At 70.7% G+C, this 19760-nt stretch carries 15 protein-coding genes and 1 riboswitch; of the genes, 11 read left to right on the forward strand and 4 right to left on the reverse strand.

Going from position 1 to position 19760, the window contains the following annotated elements; genetic code table 11:
- The first annotated feature begins 209 nt into the window (after positions 1-209).
- A riboswitch (cobalamin riboswitch) is annotated at positions 210-426 on the forward strand.
- Between the two features lie 170 nt (positions 427-596).
- Positions 597-3014, forward strand: coding sequence for a ribonucleoside-diphosphate reductase subunit alpha (locus ACH4T9_RS00795; protein ID WP_396669863.1), 2418 nt, complete (start codon positions 597-599; stop codon positions 3012-3014).
- A gap of 44 nt (positions 3015-3058) precedes the next feature.
- Positions 3059-4054 carry a ribonucleotide-diphosphate reductase subunit beta gene (locus ACH4T9_RS00800; RefSeq protein WP_396669864.1) on the forward strand — a complete coding sequence of 332 codons (996 nt, stop codon included), beginning with the start codon at positions 3059-3061 and terminating at the stop codon, positions 4052-4054.
- Between the two features lie 81 nt (positions 4055-4135).
- Here the strand turns inward: ACH4T9_RS00800 and ACH4T9_RS00805 are convergent, their stop codons facing one another.
- The 3 genes from ACH4T9_RS00805 to ACH4T9_RS00815 form a co-directional block, all read right to left on the reverse strand.
- Entirely contained in the window at positions 4136-5110 is a 975-nt protein-coding gene (locus tag ACH4T9_RS00805; RefSeq protein WP_396669135.1) for a VOC family protein, read from the reverse strand.
- Positions 5111-5115: 5 nt separating this feature from the next.
- Positions 5116-5835: a TetR/AcrR family transcriptional regulator gene (locus ACH4T9_RS00810; RefSeq protein WP_396669136.1), complete on the reverse strand. Its 720-nt coding sequence runs from the start codon at positions 5833-5835 to the stop codon at positions 5116-5118.
- Between the two features lie 407 nt (positions 5836-6242).
- On the reverse strand, positions 6243-7448 hold the full coding sequence (locus tag ACH4T9_RS00815) for an FAD-dependent monooxygenase (RefSeq protein WP_396669137.1): 1206 nt from the start codon (positions 7446-7448) through the stop codon (positions 6243-6245).
- A 98-nt stretch (positions 7449-7546) separates the two neighbouring features.
- On the opposite strand from ACH4T9_RS00815, the gene ACH4T9_RS00820 reads away from it, so the two are divergent.
- The 9 genes from ACH4T9_RS00820 (at position 7547) to ACH4T9_RS00860 (ending at position 18728) form a co-directional block, all read left to right on the forward strand.
- Positions 7547-8230 (forward strand): TetR/AcrR family transcriptional regulator, encoded by a 684-nt coding sequence (locus tag ACH4T9_RS00820; protein ID WP_396669138.1) that lies wholly within the window; start codon positions 7547-7549, stop codon positions 8228-8230.
- Between the two features lie 293 nt (positions 8231-8523).
- The gene (locus ACH4T9_RS00825) at positions 8524-8718 is read left to right on the forward strand and encodes a hypothetical protein (RefSeq protein ID WP_350883965.1); all 195 of its coding nucleotides are present in this window, start codon (positions 8524-8526) and stop codon (positions 8716-8718) included.
- A gap of 25 nt (positions 8719-8743) precedes the next feature.
- Positions 8744-9667: a hypothetical protein gene (locus ACH4T9_RS00830; RefSeq protein WP_396669139.1), complete on the forward strand. Its 924-nt coding sequence runs from the start codon at positions 8744-8746 to the stop codon at positions 9665-9667.
- Positions 9668-9681: 14 nt separating this feature from the next.
- Positions 9682-12426, forward strand: a complete 2745-nt coding sequence (locus ACH4T9_RS00835) for a thiopeptide-type bacteriocin biosynthesis protein (protein WP_396669140.1) — start codon at positions 9682-9684, stop codon at positions 12424-12426.
- Positions 12419-13498, forward strand: a complete 1080-nt coding sequence (locus tag ACH4T9_RS00840) for a hypothetical protein (RefSeq protein WP_396669141.1) — start codon at positions 12419-12421, stop codon at positions 13496-13498. Before ACH4T9_RS00835 ends, ACH4T9_RS00840 begins: the two co-directional genes overlap by 8 nt.
- Positions 13495-15591, forward strand: a complete 2097-nt coding sequence (locus ACH4T9_RS00845; protein WP_396669142.1) for an ATP-binding cassette domain-containing protein — start codon at positions 13495-13497, stop codon at positions 15589-15591. The genes ACH4T9_RS00840 and ACH4T9_RS00845 overlap by 4 nt, the downstream gene beginning before the upstream one ends.
- Entirely contained in the window at positions 15584-16423 is an 840-nt protein-coding gene (locus tag ACH4T9_RS00850) for a hypothetical protein (RefSeq protein WP_396669143.1), read from the forward strand. Before ACH4T9_RS00845 ends, ACH4T9_RS00850 begins: the two co-directional genes overlap by 8 nt.
- A gap of 11 nt (positions 16424-16434) precedes the next feature.
- A complete protein-coding gene (locus tag ACH4T9_RS00855) occupies positions 16435-17688 on the forward strand; it encodes an FAD-binding protein (protein WP_396669144.1) in 1254 nt (417 codons plus the stop codon).
- Positions 17685-18728 carry a glycosyltransferase gene (locus ACH4T9_RS00860; RefSeq protein ID WP_396669145.1) on the forward strand — a complete coding sequence of 348 codons (1044 nt, stop codon included), beginning with the start codon at positions 17685-17687 and terminating at the stop codon, positions 18726-18728. The genes ACH4T9_RS00855 and ACH4T9_RS00860 overlap by 4 nt, the downstream gene beginning before the upstream one ends.
- On the opposite strand, the gene ACH4T9_RS00865 is transcribed toward ACH4T9_RS00860, so the two are convergent.
- Positions 18647-19564: a BTAD domain-containing putative transcriptional regulator gene (locus ACH4T9_RS00865; protein ID WP_396669146.1), complete on the reverse strand. Its 918-nt coding sequence runs from the start codon at positions 19562-19564 to the stop codon at positions 18647-18649. The two genes, ACH4T9_RS00860 and ACH4T9_RS00865, sit on opposite strands and share 82 nt — an antisense overlap.
- Positions 19565-19760: the final 196 nt, after the last annotated feature.

The following is a 19760-nucleotide window of genomic DNA, read 5'->3' on the forward strand; positions in this document are numbered from 1 at the left end:
GGTCCAATGTGCACTGAGGCTCGTCGGAAACCCGACCGATCGACATCCGTTCCGGCCCTACCGGCCGGGCCCGCCGCCCTTGGCTCCAGACCCGCTCCGCCAATCGGATCGGATCGGTGCGGCGAAGGAATCGACGAGGCTTCACCGCCGTGGCCGCCGACACGCCCGGACTCGACATGTGGGGTGTGACAACGCCGTAGTCCCTATATATGGTGTCGACCGTAGCTGGTTCGGCCGCTCATCCGGGGCGGTCGAGGCAAGAGGGAACCCGGTGGAAATCCGGGACTGCCCCGCAGCGGTGAGTGGGAACGACCGCCGTCATCAGCACTGGGCCGCCAGCGGCCTGGGAAGCGACGGCCAGTAGAAGACCGGCGAGCCCGGTCGCGCCCGCGAGTCCGAAGACCTGCCAGCGCGCCGCGCACCCATACCGGGGTGGGCGGCGGTCCGAGGCCGCGTGGGACGGCCGACGCCACCTGACCCGCGCCCCGCCGGCGTGACGTCCGCCGGTGTCTGTCTCCACGCGTCCGAAGGCCATCAGGTCCCGAGCCCGCGAGGAGTGAGTGGTGGCAGTCACCGAGGTTGTCCCGGCCGATGGCATGGTGGCCGACGAGGCAGCCCTACCGGGCCCGCGGCGGACGCAGATGCGCGTGCGTAAGCGCGACGGCGGCACCGAATCGGTCGATGTCAACAGGATCGTCGGAGCGGTCGAGCGGTGGACGGTCGGCCTCGCCGACGTCGACCCGTTGCGGGTGGCGACACGGACGATCAGCGGCCTGTACGACGGCGCGACGACCGCCGAGCTGGACCGGCTGTCCATCCAGACCGCAGCCGAGATGATCGGTGAGGAGCCGCAGTACTCGCGGCTGGCCGCCCGCCTGCTGGGCGGCTACATCGACAAGGAGGTCCGCAGGCAGGGCATCGGGTCGTTCAGCGAGGCGATCCGACGGGGACACGTCGAGGGCCTCATCGGCGACGGCACCGCCGCGTTCGTCGCCGCCAACGCCACCCAGCTCGATGACGCCGTCGACCCCCACGGTGACCTGCGGTTCGAGTACTTCGGGCTGCGCACGGTCCACGACCGGTACCTGCTGCGGCACCCGACGAGCCGGCTGGTGGTGGAGACCCCGCAGTACTGGTTGCTGCGGGTGGCGTGCGGCCTGTCCCACGCCCCGGACGAGGTGATCGAGTTCTACCGGTTGATGTCGAGCCTGGCGTACCTGCCGAGTTCGCCGACGTTGTTCAACTCCGGCACCCGGCACACCCAGATGTCCTCCTGCTACCTGGTCGACTCCCCGCGCGACGAACTGGACTCGATCTACCAGCGGTACGCGCAGGTGGCGAACCTGTCGAAGTTCGCCGGCGGCATCGGCATCGCGTTCTCCCGGGTCCGGTCGCGGGGTGCGCTGATCCGGGGCACCAACGGGCAGTCCAACGGGATCGTGCCGTGGCTGCGGACGCTGGACGCCTCGGTGGCGGCGGTCAACCAGGGCGGCCGGCGCAAGGGCGCGGCCTGCGTCTACCTGGAGCCGTGGCATCCGGACATCGAGGAGTTCCTGCAACTGCGGGACAACACCGGTGAGGACGCCCGGCGCACCCACAACCTGAACCTGGCCAACTGGGTCCCGGACGAGTTCATGCGCCGGGTGGAGGCCGACGGGATGTGGTCGCTGTTCGACCCGGACGTGGTGCCGGAACTGCCGGACCTGTGGGGGGACGAGTTCGACGCGGCGTACCGGGCGGCCGAGGCGCAGGGCCGGTACGTGCGGCAGGTGCCGGCGCGGGAGCTGTACGGGCGGATGATGCGGACCCTCGCGCAGACCGGCAACGGGTGGATGACGTTCAAGGACGCCGCGAACCGGCTGTGCAACCAGACCGCCGAGCCGGGCAACGTGGTGCACCTGTCCAACCTGTGCACCGAGATCATCGAGGTGTCCAGCGACGCCGAGACCGCCGTGTGCAACCTCGGCTCGGTAAACCTCGCCGCCCACCTCACCGACGGCGGCATCGACTGGGAACGGCTGCGCGCCACCGTCCGCACCGCCGTAACGTTCCTCGACCGGGTCATCGACATCAACTACTACCCGACCCCGCAGGCCGCGGCGAGCAACCCCCGCTGGCGGCCGGTCGGCCTCGGCCTGATGGGCCTGCAGGACGTGTTCTTCGCCCTGCGGCTGCCGTTCGACTCCCCGGAAGCCCGGGAGCTGTCCACCCGGATCAGCGAGGAGCTGTACCTGACCGCCCTGGAGACGTCGGCCGACCTGGCGGAACGCTTCGGCGCCCACCCGGCCTTCGCCGAGACCCGGGCGGCACGCGGCCAGCTCCAGCCGGACCTGTGGGGCGTGACGGGCAGCCAGGCGCAGCGCTGGGGGGCGCTGCGGGAGCGCGTCGCCGCGCACGGCCTGCGCAACTCGCTGCTGGTGGCGATCGCCCCGACCGCCACCATCGCCTCCATCGCCGGCTGCTACGAGTGCATCGAGCCGCAGGTGTCCAACCTGTTCAAGCGCGAGACCCTGTCCGGGGAGTTCCTCCAGGTCAACACCGCTCTCGTACGCGAACTGAAGGCCCGCGGCCTGTGGACCGACCAGGTCCGCTCGGCGATCAAGCGCGCCGAGGGATCGGTGCAGGGCATCACGGAACTGCCGGCGGAGGTCCGGCAGCTGTTCCGTACGGCCTGGGAGTTGCCGCAGCGGGCGCTGATCGACCTGGCCGCCGCCCGCGCCCCGTTCATCGACCAGTCACAGTCGCTGAACCTGTTCCTCGCCGCTCCGACGATCGGCAAGCTCTCCTCGATGTACCTGTACGCCTGGAAGGCCGGGTTGAAGAGCACCTACTACCTGCGGTCCCGCCCCGCCACCCGGATCCAGCAGGCCACGGTCGCACCCGCCGGCCCGGTCAGCCCCGCCGGCCCGGTCAATGCCGTCAGCGCCGTCGGTGTCGTCGCGGCGGCGGTGACCGTCGACGAGGCGGTGGCCTGCTCCCTGGAGAACCCCGAGTCGTGCGAAGCCTGCCAGTGACCGCCCCGACCGACGCCACCGCCACCGACCCGAGGACCACACACATGCTGCTCGACCCGGGGATGGACCTCACCCTCCGTCCGATGCGCTACCCGCACTTCTTCGACCGGTTCCGCGACGCCATCCGCAACACCTGGACCGTGGAGGAGGTCGACCTGCACGCCGACCTCGCCGACCTCGACCGGCTCTCCCCGGCGGAGCGGCACCTGGTGAGCCGCCTCGTCGCGTTCTTCGCCACCGGCGACACCATCGTCGCCAACAACCTGGTGCTGAACCTCTACCAGCACGTGAACTCGCCGGAGGGCCGGCTCTACCTGTCGCGGCAACTGTTCGAGGAGGCCGTGCACGTCCAGTTCTACCTGAACCTCCTCGACACGTACGTGCCCGACGAGGCCGAGCGGTTCGCCGCGTTCGACGCCATCGAGAACATCCCCTCGATCCGGCGTAAGGCCGAATTCTGCTTCCGCTGGATCGACTCCCTCCAGGACCTGCGGGAGCTGCGCTCGAAGCAGGACCGGCGGGTGTTCCTGCTCAACCTGATCTGCTTCGCCGCCTGCATCGAGGGGCTGTTCTTCTACGGGGCCTTCGCCTACGTCTACTTCCTGCGCTCCCGGGGACTGCTGCACGGCCTGGCATCCGGCACCAACTGGGTGTTCCGCGACGAGTCCATGCACATGGCCTTCGCCTTCGACGTGGTCGACACCGTCCGCCACGAGGAACCGGACCTGTTCGACGACGACCTCGCAGACCAGGTACGCCTGATGCTCACCGAGGCCGTCGAGTGCGAGGTCCAGTTCGCCGAGGACCTGCTCGGCCACGGCGTGTCCGGGATGTCCCTGGCCGACATGCGCCAGTACCTCCAGCACGTCGCCGATCGGCGGCTCGCGCAACTCGGCATGCCCGTCCACTACGGGTCGACCAACCCGTTCGCGTTCATGGAGTTGCAGGACGTGCAGGAGCTGTCCAACTTCTTCGAACGGCGGGTGTCGGCGTACCAGGTCGGGGTGACCGGCGCCGTCGCCTTCGACGACGACTTCTGAGCCGACCGCGACAGGCGAATCCCCAGCAGATGTCGGCGATCTCGCTTCCGCGTCATGGCCTCGTCTGCGGGGGTTCGGATGTCAGTCGATGGCGGGACGGAAGATGATCGCGACGCCGAGGGCTTCGCTGGCCGGTACGACGATCTCGTCCGGTCGGGGCGTGCGGTATGGCACCCCTGCGGTCCGTAGATGATGCTCGGTCTGGGAAATGTCGTGTACCGCGACCGTGTACCCCACGAAAGCGGGCAGGGCCGGCGGGCGCTCGCCGGGCAGGACGTCGGGCAGCGCGGACTCGGCGACGACGATCACTGAGGCGTCGCCGAGGTCGAAGGTTCGGGTGGAGCCGTTGCGGTGGGCGGCGCGGCCGAGGTACGTCTCGTAGCGGCGCTCGACGTCGGGTAGGGCGTCGTCGGGTACGCACAGTAGGCATCCGATCAGGTCGACGGCGCCGTTGGCGTGTTTCGGGTGCTGCTGCCCCTCGACGGCGGTGTTCTCGGCGATGCCGACCCTGCCCTCGGGCAGCCGGCCGCGTGGCGCGTCCGTCTCGTCGCTGTTGATCTCCAGGTAGCGGGTCGGGAGCATCCGGGTGCCGTCAGCGGTTTCGATCGGGCGCTGCACCGCGTGTACGCCGCCGTGGCCGGCGTCTGCGGCGTCCAGCCGCGCGGCGGCGGAGTCGAGGTCCGCGGAGTCGACGACGAGGATGTGCATGCCTTGGAACCGGTCCAGGAAGGCGGCGAGGTTGGCGGCGGTGCCACGAACGGCGGCCAGGAGCCCAGGCAGTTTGTCGTCTGGAACGTCGAGCGGGATCAGGTGGGCGTCGCCGGGGACCGGCTGCCCATCGTCGACGACGGCCACGATCTCGACGAAGTTGCGACGCAGATAGATGTGGGTGTTCGCCGCGCCGACCGGACGGGAGAGTGCTCCGGGAGCGGTGGGCAAGGTTGGATAGGCCGGCGGTGGCAGGGTGAAGCCAAGCCGCCGGCAGGTCTCGATCGCCGCAGTCATGTCTCGCACGACGAGGCCCACGTGGTGCAGGCCGCTGATGTCCTTACCCATGCTCGTCACCTTCTTTCGGTTGCTGCGCCGTAGGTGGCGCGGCGGTAGTCGTCGACGTGCCGGTCGAAGACGGCGATGACCCTTGGTGCGGCGGTGGCGAACCGCGCCGGCGGTGGCGGCTTCGCCGGTTCGAACGCGTGGCGCAGGGTGTCGGCCAGTTGGTCGGCCTTGTCCGCGAGGGCCAGTGCAACCTCAGGAGAAAGAAGCGGGTCGACGCCGAAGAAGCCGAACATGACTGCGGGCAGGGTGTAGTCCAGATCCTCCGGGCGCAGCCCGGCACGCAGCAGGCCGTCGTCGGCGAGCACGCCGAGGTATTCGCGGGAGGCCAGCAACTTGGCGCTCTGCAGCGGTCGGCGGGCCGGGCTGGACAGAAAACGGTCCAGCACCTCGGCGTCCCGGGTGAAGATCGCACGCAGCACCGGCCGTGACATCGCCTCCAGGAAGAACCGGCGCATGTACCGGTGCAGCGCGATCTCCTGCGGGTCGTGGCGCATCGCGGTCACCACCTCGCCGAGCATCGCGACTGCCTCCCGGGCGCCGACAGCGAAAAACAGCTGCTCGCGGCTGCGCCAGTGCAGATAGACGGTGCCCTTGCCGACACCGGCGCGTCGGGCGATCTCGTCGATGGTCGCCCGACGGTATCCCCATCGCAGCAGCAGCTCCTTCGCCGCGTCGAGGATCCGGTCAACACGCTCGATCTGATCGGTGGGCTGCTGGTCAACCATGACCCCTCCTTGTGACTGATGACCAGATTAGCGCTTTGGTCATCAGTCACAAGGAGGGGGGTCGGGGTGCGCGTTCAGCCGTACGTGCCTGTGCACGTCAGGGCCGGGGCCGTACGACGGGCAGCGAGCCGCCGCCATGGTCGAACAGGTCCAGGCGCGGGATCGCGACGGGCGCCACACCGAGCCGACCTTCGGCTACTGGCCCACCGGCAGCGACCACGCTCTCATCCCCGCCGACGCCACGGTCATGGACAAGACGCACGGCGTCGTCGCGATCTCCTGGTCCTGGACCCGGTGGCACGCCAACCCTTCAACCGGTCCGACCTACCAGGCGGCATCCGTGCCCTACATCTTCGATTTCTCCGACGCGTCACATGGTGAGTGGCTGGGTGGCCGGATCGGTCGGCTCAGTTCCACGATGGCGGCAGGCCGATCGCCGGCTCGGGGTAGTCCGGCAACTCGATGTTGTTGCTGCGGTCCTCGGCCGTCCTGAGCATCATGGTCATGAGGAGTGGCCGGTTGAGGAGTCCGTTGCGTACCCGCGCCGCAGCGGCGGTACGCGGCGCGAAAAACCTGCCTGTGGTGTCGCCGCCCTTCTGGCAGCGCCGGGCGAAGTCGGCGAGCAGCCGTTCGTAGCGCGGGAACGCGACGGTGTGGTCGCCGCCGGCGGCGGCCAGTTCGCCGGCAAGGACGTACGCCGCGACCACCGCGGTGCCGGTGCCCATCCCGCCGATCGTGGCTCCGCAGGCGGCGTCACCGATCACGGCGATCCGGCCGCTGGACCACGGCGAGATGTCCACCCGGCAGATCGAGTCGAAGTAGAAGTCGGTCGCCTCCTCCAGCGCGGCGAGGAGCCGTGGCACCTCCCAGCCCAGCCCGGCGAACCGCTCGCGGACGATGCCACGCTGCTGGTCGGAGTCGTGCCGGTCGTAGTCGATCCGGGGCGCGGCGAACGCCACGAAGGCACCCGCCCTGGACGGATCGCGGTGATCGCCACCGATGCTGGCCATCCGGCCGGGGGCGTTGTACAGCAATGAGTGCCGGTCGAGTCCGAACTCGTTCGGCAGCCCCCAGGTCGCCACGTAGTAGCCGAGGTGCCGGACGAAGCGCTCCTCCGGCCCGAAGGTCAGCCGGCGTACGGCCGAGTGCACCCCGTCGGCGCCGATCACCAGATCGAAGGTGCGGCGCGTGCCGCTGGTGAAGGTGACGTGCACGCCCTGCGACGTGTCGGTCATGGTCGCGATGCTGTCACCGAACAGGTATTCGGTGCTGTCTCGGCTCCGCTCATGGAGCACCCGGGACAGGTCGAAGCGTGGCACTTCGATGTCGCCGCCGGCGAAGTCGGCCGGCACTTCCATCAGCTTGCGGCCGGCGGCGTCGACGAAGCGCATCGCGGTGCCGCCGGTCTGCACCTCGCGCAGGTCATCGAGTACGCCCATCCGCTCCAGCACGCTCAGGTGGGTCCGGCCGCGGAAGTCGACGCGGTTGCCACCGGCCCGCAGGCCGGGCGCGATCTCGACGACGGTCGGCCGGAAGCCGTACCGGCCCAGCCAGTACGCCAGCGCCGGCCCCGCAATGCTGGCACCGGAGATCAGCACGGTCGAATTCCTCATGACGGGCCCTCCAACAAGAAACAGTGTCCGGTGGACACTATCGTTACTGTGTACCATGGAAACAGATTGTGGACAACAACCAGACGCGTGGAGGCCAGGTGTCGAGCGACTTCCTGTGGGAAGGCCGGGCGCAACCGACCCGAGGACCCAAACCCGCCCTGAGCCTTGAGCACATCGCTGACGCGGGGATCGCGATCGCCGACGCGGAAGGCCTCGCGGCGGTGACCATGCAGCGGGTGGCCGCCGACCGCGGGTTCACCAAGATGTCCCTCTACCGGTACGTGGCGGGCAAGGGGGAACTCGTGGCGCTCATGGTCGAGCGCGCGATCGGTGTGCCCCCGGCCATCGACCCGGCCGACTGGCGGGCCGCCCTGAAACAGTGGGCCCACCATCTGCTCGACGCGTACGTGCGGCACCCCTGGACGGTGGAGGCGATCCTCGGTCCCCGGGCCGTCGGCCCCAATGAGCTGGGCTGGATGGAGTGCGCGGCGGGCATCCTGCCGTCCACCGGGCTGACCGGGAGCGAGCGCCTCGACGCGATCGGGGTGCTCGCCGGCCATGTCCGCGCGATCGCCCAGCAGGCCATGGTGGGCCGGCAACCCGAAGCGGACCTCACCGCCGAGATCGCCGAGCAGCTGCGCCGCCACGGCGACCGCTTTCCCGCGCTGGTCGCGACGATGGCCGCGGCAGCCGCCGACGGCGGGCACGACCAGGCGTTCGAGTTCGGTCTGGACCGGATCCTCGACGGTCTCGACCTTCTGGTCGACCGGCGTGGCGGCTGAGTGACAAGCGGACGGACGTCCCGATTCCATCGTCGGTTGTCGATGGCTGGAGCGGCCATGTCCCCCCGGGTGTGGGAGCGCGCAGACCCTTTAGTGCTGGTCACTCTGCGTCAGCGAGGTCGATCGGGCGACCAGCAGGGGATTGGCGTCCGGAGGCTGGCAGTCACTGGGCGCATAGCGGACGCATAGAAGGCGCAGACTGCCGTCAGCAATGCTTGGCCGCCATCGATGTTGTGCGATTCGGGTGGGACCCCCGACCGCACACTTCACTGTCACGAAACTGAGAGGTGGATATGACCAACAACATCAAGGCGGGTGCCCAGATGGTGGACCACGCGGAGAACTTCGTCGACCTCGACGACCTCGATCTCGCCGGGATCGACGTCGAGGCCGGCGAGATCGCCGGTGGTATCAACTGGACCTCGATCATCCCGACCACCGGCTGCACCAGCACCACCAACCGGTGCGGCGGCGGCGGATCGTACTGATCGTCCAATAGTTAGGTAACGATCGATGCGACAGCTCGCCGCTACGCTGCTGTGGCTGCGCGACGGTCCGAACGAGGTCCAGAGCCTGGTAGCAGGCCTGGATCTCGTTCGTCGCGCCGCAGCCGAGGACGCCAGTGAGGCGTGGCTCTGCATGATTGCCAACGGCACCGCGCACTACCTCTCGACGTATGCGTCCGGTGACCTGCTGTCCCGGGCATACTCCGGAACCAACGCGGTTTACGGCGTGGTCGCCCAGGTCGGCCGGCTGGACCGGGGCCCGGACGGTGAGCTGGTGGTCGACGGGTGCTGGCGGTTCGGCTCCGGCGCGGACCGGGCCACCTTCATGGCGATGGGGTGCGAGCCGGTCCAGGGCAACCGCACCACCGTGCTGATCGATCGCGCCCGACTGCACATCGAGCACCCGTGGGAGGGCCCGGGCCTGCTCGGCACGACGAGTCACACCCTGAGTGCCCGGTGCCTGGGGGTGCGACCTGAGGACGTCATCGAGATGTCGGCCATCCCGACGACTCGTCCGCTGGGGATCTACGCCGATGCGGAGCTGTTCCTGGCGAACATGCCCGGGGTGGCGATCGGGCTCGCCGAGCGGCTGCTGGAGCTGCTGGGTCCCGGCCTGTCGCCGGGATCGCCCTGGCAGGCCGCCTACGCCGAGGCCGAAAGTCGTACCATCCTGGCCCGACGCGGTCTGACCGGGATGCTGCACGGCTTCGACGCGCTGGCCCGGGACGGGCGGCTGCGGCCGTTCGCGCCGGCCCTGCGGGCGGAATACCGCGCGGTCCTCTCCGCCGCCTACCACGTCTGCCTCGACGCGGTTCTCGCCCTGATCGAGGCCTGCGACTCGGCGGACCCCGGTGTGGAGCAGCGGCTGGCCGAGGCGCGTCTGGACGCCGCCACCATGAAGCCGCACGCGGCCATGCGGCCGCACAGATGACCGGAGCCGCTGGAATGACGCCATCCCCACGGACGCTGTCCACGCCGGGCTGGTGCCTGGTCCGGGTGCCGGTGCTGCCGGCCGTGCCCTGCGACGACTCGTCGCCCCGGGTCGGCGAGATGTCACGGCGGCTGCTGGAACTGGCCGTGGAGTACGCCACCACCTTCCAGCGCTCCGGGGATGACGACCGCGACTGGCAGGACCAGCCGACCCGAATGGCGATCTACGGCAACCGGGCCCGATTTCGGCCTACCCCGTTCGGAATGTTCGGCTTCAGCATGCTCGCCGACCTTGTCGACGGTGATTCCACGACACACATCGACCTCGCGACCGAGATCCGGCTGGCGCGCCTCGATCTGCCCCGGCCGACCGGGAACTGGTTCGTCAATCCCACCCTCGTCGCCGATGCCGGCCGCTGGTCGTACGTGCGTCCGGACCGGGGCGGTACGACGTCGTTGTCGGACGATCCGGCGATCTGCCGGCTCGCCGAGCTGCTCGGGGAACAGCGTGCCGCCGCACCGCGCTCCGCTGCCGACTGGGCCGCCGACCTCGGCGATGACGGCACGGCACAGTTCGACCTCTGCGTACGCCGGCACCTGCTGTTGCCGGAGCACGCGCCGGAGATGCTGGTGGGGACCGCCGTGGCGGCCTCGCCCGCGGATCCGGTGAAGGCGGTGCTCGCCGAGGAGCGGCCCTTCCGCCCCGACCAGTTCGTGGACGCGTTCAGCGAGGTTCGGCCCCGCCTCGACCGCGGTCCGGTGGAGGCGCTGGTCGACGGCGTCGCCCAGATGATGCGGGTGCCGTGGCCGTCCGACCGGCTCGAACGGGTCAGGGAGTACGTGGGCGGCATGTTCTCCGGCGGCGCGGTGCCGCTGACCTGGCTGCTGACCGCACCGGTGGACCACTCGCTGGGCAGTTGGCGGCGACCGCCGACGCCCTCGGAGACCCCTGACCTCCCGGATGCGCCGCGGCGGCTGTTCGTGCCCCCCGGCCGCCGCGACAACAGCGCGGTGGAGTGGTGGAACGACGCGGTCACGCTGGACCAGTGGCGGGCGGGGCAACCCAATGCCGGGGTCTCCGATCCCGCGGGCTCGACCCGACCCCGGTTCGGCATGGCCTGCGGCGCGCTCCTGGCCGAGCCGTGCTCCGGTGCCGATGCCTGGCTGAAGATGATCATGCCGGGGTTCTGGGGCGGGCCGGGGGCAAGGTTCGGCGAGCAGCTGCGCGTTCCGGATCTCTGCGCCACGGTGGAGGACGCCGGCCGGCTGGCCGTCGAGATCGGCTGGATTCCGCTGGACCGGCGGGCGCCGCTGGCCCGACGGCGGGTCGGCGATCTGCCCCGACTCAACCTCAACCTGCCGCACCGTCCCGGCGACCTTCTCCTCACCGACCTGGCGGTCGTCGTCGTGGACGGGCGGCTCCAGCTGATCAACCGCGCCGACGGGCGCTTCGTGGAACTACGCTGGGACAGCCCGCTGTCGTTGAGTCACGATCTCAACCCCTGGACGGTCAGGCTGCTCGGGCTGCTCATGGACGAGGCCGCCGACACGATACCGGCAGCCGACCCGAGCCAGTGGCGGTCGCCGGGTGGCATGAATCCGCGCATCACCGCCGGTCGTTGCCTGCTTGCCCGCCGTGGCCTGGTGCTGAACGCCCAGCACCGGGCCGACCTGCTCGAGTTGGCCGCCGATCCCGTCGGGCTCTGCGACGTGCTGACCGAAGTCGGGCTGGGATCCACGGTGGAGCTGACCGAGGGCGCGGACCTCACCATGCGGATCGACCTCACCGACGCCGTGCAACGACGGTGGTTCACCCAGCGGCTGCGCCGCGAGGGCAGGCTCCAGCTGCACGAGGCGCTGCCGGTGAGAACGCCGGTGTGGTCCGATCTCGGCGGCCACGTGCACGACCTCTGGGTGCCCTGGTCGTACCGGGAGTCGACGGTGAGCCGGCCGCTGTCGCGGACCCGGCTCGTGGACCGGCTGCCTGTGGCGGACCCGGACTGGACCAGCTGGTACGTGTACGCCCCGGACCGGGCGGTGGAGACGTGGCTGGCCAGGGCTGACGTCATGGCGCTCATGCGCCGGGCCGAGCTGTTCTACATCCGGTACCGGGACGAACGGCCTCACCTGCGGGTACGCGTGCGTTCCTCGGCCGCGACCGAGACGTTGCTCGCCGATCTGCGCACCCACCTGGCCAGACTGGTGCCGCAGCAACCGTGGGAGGTCGAGGTCCGCGCCTGGGTGCCGGAGGACTATCGGTACGGCGGCCCGGCATGCCGGGCGGACACCCTGCGTCATTTCTGCGGCGACTCGGCCTGGTGGGTGGGGCGGCTCACCGCCGGCCCGGACCAGGCGGGCCGGTACGCGCTGGCGGTGTCCCGGATCGCGGCCTGGTGCCGGCAACTCGGCGGGGACGACGGAGCCCTCGACCTGCTGTGCGATCTGCGTGGGCTGGATCCGCGGTTGCCCAGTTCCCTGGCCCAGCGGGACTGGATGGCGGCCTTCCGTTCGGCCCGGCCCGATCTGGAGCGGGCCCTGGACTTCGTACTCGCCGAGCCTGACCCGACGCTCGGCCATCTCGTGGACATGAACGAGGACGCCCGCCGTCTGGCGCTCAGCAGCATGATCCACATGACCATCAACCGAGGGCTTCCGCTCGGACAGGCGGTGAGCCGCGAGCCGGAGATCGTGATGGCAGCGGCGCGGCTGCTGAAGGGCCGGATGGCCCGGGTGCCACGGGGCGGGACCGGGCATGCCTGAGGTCGACGCCGCGCGTCGGCTGCTCCGCCGGCTGATGGGGCATCTCCGCCAACGTGGCAACGCGACCGTGGATGCGCTGGCGGCCCTGGCTCTGCTCGCGTCGCGGCTCGACCACCGTCCGTTGGCCGGGTCGCTGACCCAGCTCGCGTTGCGCGGTGAGCCCGTTTCCGACCACCGGATCACCTGGCTGCTGCATCGTCTGGTGGACGGCTGCCTCGCTTCGGCTGCCGGACACCTGGATGTGCCGGCGTCGACCGGCCCGGCGGCTGCCGAGGTGCTGACCGCCCAGTACCGGCGCTTCGTCGATGCCGGCGAGCTGGATCCGATCAACGGCGCCGGGGGCATCGGGATCACGCTGTGGGACGTGGCGGGCCCGACGGCGCGTGACGAACTCGCACCCGCGCTCACCCGGACCGCCCTCGGCATCCTGCGGGTGCCGTCGAGCGGGCTCTACCACGGTCGCAGCGGTGGCATCCTGCTGCTACGAATGCTCGGTCGCCGGTATGGCCGGGACGAGGTGCTGACCGGCCCGGTCGACGCCCTGGTCCGTGACATCGAGCGGCTGGAGCCTGCGGTGCTCGACACCGGTGGCCTGGGTGCCAGCGGGGTCACGCTGTGCTCCGGCCTGCCAGGAATGCTGGCCGCGCTGGGCCCGGACGCCGAACCGGCCGTGTTGGAGCGGATAGTCCGAGCGCCGATCACCCAGGCGTCCCTGCGTCGGCTCGACGGGTTGCTCGTCGACGAGACCGCCGACGTCACCTTCTGCCACGGCCTCGCCGGGCTGAGCCTCGCCATCCGGCTCTCGCCGTGCTGGGCGGGGCTCGTCGGCGCCGATCGGGCGAGCGCGCTGGCGGCCCGGCTCTCGGCCCACCTCGACCGGGTCGACGGGCAGGCGGTGGCCGACGTCTTCGACACGCCGTACGTTCTCTCCGTGCTCAGCGGACCGGTCGGGGTGGCGCTGGCGCTGGCGGAGACCGAGACCGGTACCCCGCCGTGGTGGGGGAGCGGGGTGAGCCTGGGCGACGGCACGTCCGCCGTGGCCGGAACACGAGTGATCGGAGTCCCCGTATGACAGTCAGCCTGCAGACGCAGGACAACGACTGCGGGGTGCAGGCCCTGGTCACCAGCCTGAAGCTGCTGGGCCACGACTTCCCCGAGCCGGCGTTGCGGGACGCGTTGGCCGTACGTGGGGCGCTCTCCATGCGGGACCTGCGGGACACCTCGGCCGAGGTCTGCGGCGTTCGCTACCGCGCCCGGCGGGACTGCCCCTTCGATGCGTTGACCCCCGGCGCCATCGTTCACCTGCGGGCTGACCACTTCATCACCGTCGAACGTCGGCGGCGGCGCCAGGTGCGGATCTTCGATCCGTCGTTCGGTCACGCGTGGCTCGACGAGCGCGGCTACCGCGAGCGGTCCTCCGGCTGGGTGCTGCTGCCGGGTTCCCAGCCGGTCACGCCAGGTGCCGGCGACCAGCCTGCGGCGCGGGTCGCGTCGGCCGGTCGCGCCCGCCGGTCGGCCCGGGCCTCGTGGCTGTGGCCGCTGGTGCGTTCCGGTGAGCTCAGCTTCCGCCAGGTCGTGCCGCTGCTCGTGATGAGCCTCGTGCTCTACACCGGCCTGACCATGCTCAACCTGGTCCTGCTGCCGTACCTGAACCAGGTCGCGGCCGGTGGCCGGGTGGCCGCCGGCCCCCTGGCCGCCGCCCTCATCACCTTCTTCGTCGCGCTGAGTGTGCTGTTCTGGCTGCGGCACCGGCAGCTCACAGCGGTCGGGCTGGCGTTCGACCAGGCGATGCTCGGTAACCTCGTCGATCGGCTGACCCGCACGTCGGCGACGACCGAGATGACCTCGGGTGGGGTCCTGCACCGGGTGCAGAGCGCCCGGGAGGTGCGGGAGGCCGGCACCACCCTGGCCCTGTCGATGTTCACCGACGCCATCGCCGTGGTGATCCTGCTGGCATTCATGGCGTCGATGTCGCTGCCGCTCACCGGCGTGGTGGCGGCCCTCGGCGCCCTGCACATCGGGGTGACGCTGCTCGCCCGACGGCCGATCAGCCGCCATTACGACGAGCAACTGCGCCTGGACGGTGAGGTCCAGGATGTCCTGATCACCACGACCCGAGGACTGACCACCTTCCGTGGTCTCGGGGCCGTCTCGCACCTGAGGGCCGAACACGCCCGGCGGCTTGATCTGCTGCACGAGTCGGTACGAGCGTTGCAGTACAGGCTCTCCTGGGTGTACGGGCCGAGTGAGGCCCTGCGCTTCTCCGGCCTGTACGTGATTCTCATCGTGGGGTCGGTGCTGGCCACGACGGGGCTGGTCAGCACGGGCGAGCTGTTCGGATTCCTCACCCTCGGCGGGACGGTGCTGTTCTCGGTCATCTCCATCGCGCAGACCCTGCCGGCCGTCGCCCAGTTGGAGCGGCAGCTGCGTTACGTGGCGACGCTGCTGACGCTGCCGGCGATGCCGGCCGGCACGCACACCCGGCCGGTGCCGGACGCGCCGGCGGTGGAGCTGGACGGTGTGCGTGTCTGCCGCCCCAGGGACGGCTTCGACCTGCGGCTCGACCTGCGTGTCGAGCGGGGTGAGACGGTCACCGTCGGCGGGGTGAGCGGCGTCGGCAAGTCCACGATGGCGCACATCGTCAGCGGGCTGGACCCGGCGCCGGCCGGCCGGGCCGTCATCTACGGTGTGCCGGCCGGCGACTGGGACCCGGACGAGTTGCGGCCTTTGGTCTGTTACGTGCCGCCCCGCTCCGACTTCATGCACACCACGATTCGCGACAGCCTCTGCGCCGGCGCGACCGAGTTGGACGACCAGGAAATCCGAAACATGCTCACGTTGATGGAGCTGGACGAGGTGATGCGCCCGCTGCGGCTGGGGCTGCGCACGACGCTGCGGATCAACGGCGCCACCTTCAGCGCGGGCGAGGTGCAGCGGTTCGCGTTGGCCCGGGCGCTGCTGCGCCGACCATCGCTGTTGATCCTCGACGAGGCGACCAACTCCCTCGACCGCGAGATGGAACTGCGGCTGCTGAACGCCGTCCGTCAGCGGGTGGAGACGCTGATGGTGGTCAGCCACCGGCCGGTCGGCGAGCACCTGGGCAGCCGGCACCTGACCGTCGTACGCGATCAGGACGGTGTCTCCCGGGTGGTGGCCGGTGGCTGAGCCGTTGCGCGGGGTGCACGCCTATTGGCGGATTCCCAGCCGGCATCCGCGCCCCTACCGGCAGTTGTCCTGCGCCACCTGGCTGCTGAGCATCCTGTCCTGGCAGCGGCACGCCGGTCCGATCGACCTGTACGCCGACCCGCCGACGATCGACTGGCTCGATCAACTCGGCTGGCTCGGCCACTACGACCGGACGGAGGTCCTCGACGACGCCGGGCTGGACCGACACTACGATCGGGTCGCCTGCTTCGCGTTGCCGAAGCTGCTCGCCCTCGATCGCTTTCCCGAATCGGTGCTCGTCGACACCGATGCCTACCTGCGCGTCGGCCTGCGCCCGCAGGGGCCCGGTTCGCTCTTCGCCCACCTGGAACGCGGCGACGTCGACTTCTACACCCGGCTGCGCGAACTCGCCAACCCGGCCGGGGTGGATCTGCCCGACTCGCTGGCGCTGGTCGGCAACACCTCGCTGTTCCGGGCCGCCGACCCCGACCTGGCCCGTCGGATCAGCCGCACCGGGCTGTCCTTCCTGGCCGACAACCCGTCCACCCCGGGACGCGACATCCACTCGCACATGACCGTCGCCGAACAGGTGCTCGCCACGCACCTCACGATCACCGCCGGGCATCCCGTGGTGAACGTCTTCGGCGCGGTCTGGTCGCCGCAGACGCTCACCTGGATGACCGCCCCCCCGAACTTCGGCCACCTGTGGAGCATCAAGCGCGGGCCGCAGGTGGCGACGCTGGTCGCCGCCTACACGTCGGTCACCCGAATTCTGCGCGACGAGTACGGGGTCGCACCGGATCGGGTACGCACGGCGCTGGAGCAGGTGTGAGCCGGGCGGGCGTGTTCGACAGGCTGGCGAACGCGGGCGCCATCGTGACGTCGGCGGCATCGGCGGCGTCGACCGTGCCCGGTGGACATCCGCCGGAATGGGTGGTGGAGCCCACGTCGCTGACCCAGCTCGGCGCGGTGGTCCGGATCCTCAACGACAGCGCGGTCCCGTGGCGGGTCGACAGTCGCGGGCGAAACTGGGGGTACGACGACTCCCGCGTGCGCACGCCCGGCGTGATCGTCCGGCTGGCCCGACTGGACCGGCTCAGCCTGGATGTCGAGATCGGTCTCGCCACGGTGCAGCCCGGGGTGACCTTCGCCAGGTTGAAGGCGGCACTGACCGACGCCGGAGCGCCGTTCCACCTGCCGCCGCCGGGTTCCGGACCGCACACCTCCGTCCTCGGCAACGCCCTCGACCGGGGGCTGCTCTCCGGGCTCGGCGAACGCGAGCGGCACTGCCGGGACTTCCTGGTGATGGAACGCGACGGTTCGATGCACCGGCTGGGCTGGACCGGTGCGGAGGACGCGCGGGTCCGGGGCGCCCTGCCCTACCCGCCCGGTCCGCACGGCCAGGGAGCGCTGTTCCAGACCGGCGGGTACGGCCCGATCGTGGTGGAGCTGACCCATGTCCTCCAGGCGGCACCGGCGCAGGCGATGCGGCTGGTGGTGCTCTCCGAGCCGGCCCTGACCGAGGAACTGGTGCGTTGTTGGCGTGAGCTGCTCGTGGAAGGGCTGGCGAGTAGTTCCATCCTGGCACCGCAGGCGCGTCGGCGGGCGCAGGGGATCGCCACCGCCCACGACGGGCTCGTCCTCGACCTGTCCGTGACCGCCGGCTCCATGGCGACCCTGCGGGCCAAGGCTGCGGACGTCCAGCGGCTGGTCCGCGAGCACGGGCAGCGGCTGGCGCTGCGGGTCTCGGAGCACCCCGACGACCTGCGCATCGTCGGCGGTGACAGCGAGCACCCGGAGGAAGTCGCCCAGCTCGCCGAAGGGCTGGAGTGGCACACGGCGGCGCTGCCGTTCGCACCGTCGACGGTCGTCGCCTTCGCGCACGCCGTGCAGGCAGAGGCGGTACTGGCGGACACGCCGTGGTCCCTGCGCCCGCTCGACGACCGGGCAGTGGTCTGGCTGTCCCCGTTCGTCTACCGCAAGGACGATCCGGCCGGCGTCGAGCTGCTTCGCCGCCGGGCTGCCGCCTTCGAACGCATCCGTGGCGAATTCGGTCTGCCCTCGTACCGGTCCGGTGGGGTGCGTGGCGGGCGATGAAACACCTTCTCGTCGTCAGCGTGCACCGCATCTCCACCGGGCAGTCGGGCGAGGCGATCCACCTCCGGCAGCTCGCTGCGACACTGCGGACCGCCGGTGAGCGGGTGACGGTGCTGGACGGGCCGATGGACCCCGGTGCGGCGGGCAGCGGTCATGGCGCGGCGCTGCGCACCCTGGCGGGATCACTCGACCGGCTGCTCCACCAGGACCGTCCGGATGCGGCCCTGCTCTGGGGGCATCTCGGTGAGGAGACCGGATTAGCGCAGCGGCTGCGGGCGGCGGGCGTACCGGTCGTGTTGGAGCATCCCGCGGCCGACCTTCGGCCCGTCGCGCAGACGCTTTGCCTCGTCGACGAAGTCGTGGTCCCGTCCCGATTCGCCCGAGACCTCTTCTTTGGGCAGACCGGTCGGAATGCCCGGCCGATCGAGCCGCTGTTGCGCCCGTGCTCCTGTGCGCCCGGCGCGGACCCCGCCGGCTCCGCCCGGTCCGGCCCGTACCGGCTCACCTTCGTCAACCCGGAGCCGGCCAAGGGTCTCGGTGTGGTGATGCACCTGGTCGCAGCCGCCATCCGGGCGAACCTGCCGTTCCGCTTCCGCTTCGTGGAGGGACGTTGGACCGCCGCCGATCTGGCCGCTGAGGGCATCGTCGCGGCGGAACTGCCGTGCGTCGAGGTCGTCGGCTACCGCGCCGACGTCTGTTCGCTGTACGCCGAGACGGACCTGCTGCTGGCGCCGAGCCTGTGGCGGGAGAGTTTCGGGATGATCGCCCGCGAGGCCGTGGTGCACGGTGTGCCCGTCGTCGCCACCCGGACCGGCGGGCTGCCCGAGGCCGTCGGCCACGGCGGGATCTGCCTCGATCCGCCGGAGTGCGGCGACGACTACCTGGTACGGATGACCGGGGACGAGGTCCGGGCGTGGCTGTCCGCTGTCGTGGACGGGCTGCGCCGTGGGCGCCGGCCTCAGCCGGAGTTGCTGTCCCGGGCCACCGCCGAGAGCGTCCAGGCGTACCGCGAAGTGCTGTCGGGACGCGCGGCGGCGTGAGGACGCCGCTCGGCGCGCCACCCCGGCAACGCCGTGCCCGTGACAGCGGCGCTGCCGTCCGGCGTGGCCCTCTCGTCAAGATCGAGCTTGGGATCCTGCCGCAGGATGGCCAGCTCCAGGTCGCGGAGCAGCGGGCCGGGGTCGAGCCCGTGCTGATCGGCGAGCATCTCGCAGCCCTGCCGGGCCACCCGGAGCGCCTCAAGCTGCCGGCCACAGCGATACAGCGCAACCATGAGCTGGGTGCGCAGGCGTTCGCGCAGCGGATACTCGGCAACGTACCGGGTCAGTTCGGCGATGAGCTCATGGTGCCTGCCGAGGGTCAGCTCCAGGCCGAGGAGCCATTCCAGGTCGGCGAGGCGTCTCTCCTCCAGATGCAACCGGCCGGGTTCGACGAAGTCGGCGGCCGCACCGGAGAGGGGAGTTCCCCGCCAGAGCGCCAATGCCTCGCGCATGAGCTTGCAGGCGTTCTCCAGGAGGCCCCGCTCACCCTCGACCCGGGCCGTCGTGGTCAGGGTCGTGTACCTCGCCAGGTCGAGCTGGTCGGGCGCCAGTGCCAGCACATATCCGCCGGGCTGGGTGACGATCGGCTCGGTGGCGATGTCGGCCTGCTGGATGCTCCGGCGCAGCGCCCAGATCTCGGACTGGATCTGGGCTCTCGCCGTCGACGGCGGGCTGACTCCCCAGATCGCCGCGGCCAGCTGGTCGACCGACACCACCTGGTTGGCGTGCAGCAGCAGGTAGGCCAGCACCGCCCGCCGGCGGGGCCGATCCACGTTGACCGGGGAGCCGTGAGCCGTGACACCCACCGGGCCCAGTAGTGTGAAGCGCAGGGTCATGATGCTCTGCCCGGGGACAGCGGCGCCGGGCTGCCGCCCCCGCAACCGGTGATCGGATCGACCCTCTTCGGAAGCCGATGACAGTCCAACGGGGTATCCATTGTGGGTGTTCTCCTCGCGAGGCTGGGCGAGCCGTTCGGGAGCATTCTCGTGGGTGGGTTTCCGTCGGCACCCGAGATCGATGACTACTCCCATC

This window comes from Micromonospora sp. NPDC020750, assembly GCF_044334565.1.
GTDB lineage: Bacteria > Actinomycetota > Actinomycetes > Mycobacteriales > Micromonosporaceae > Micromonospora.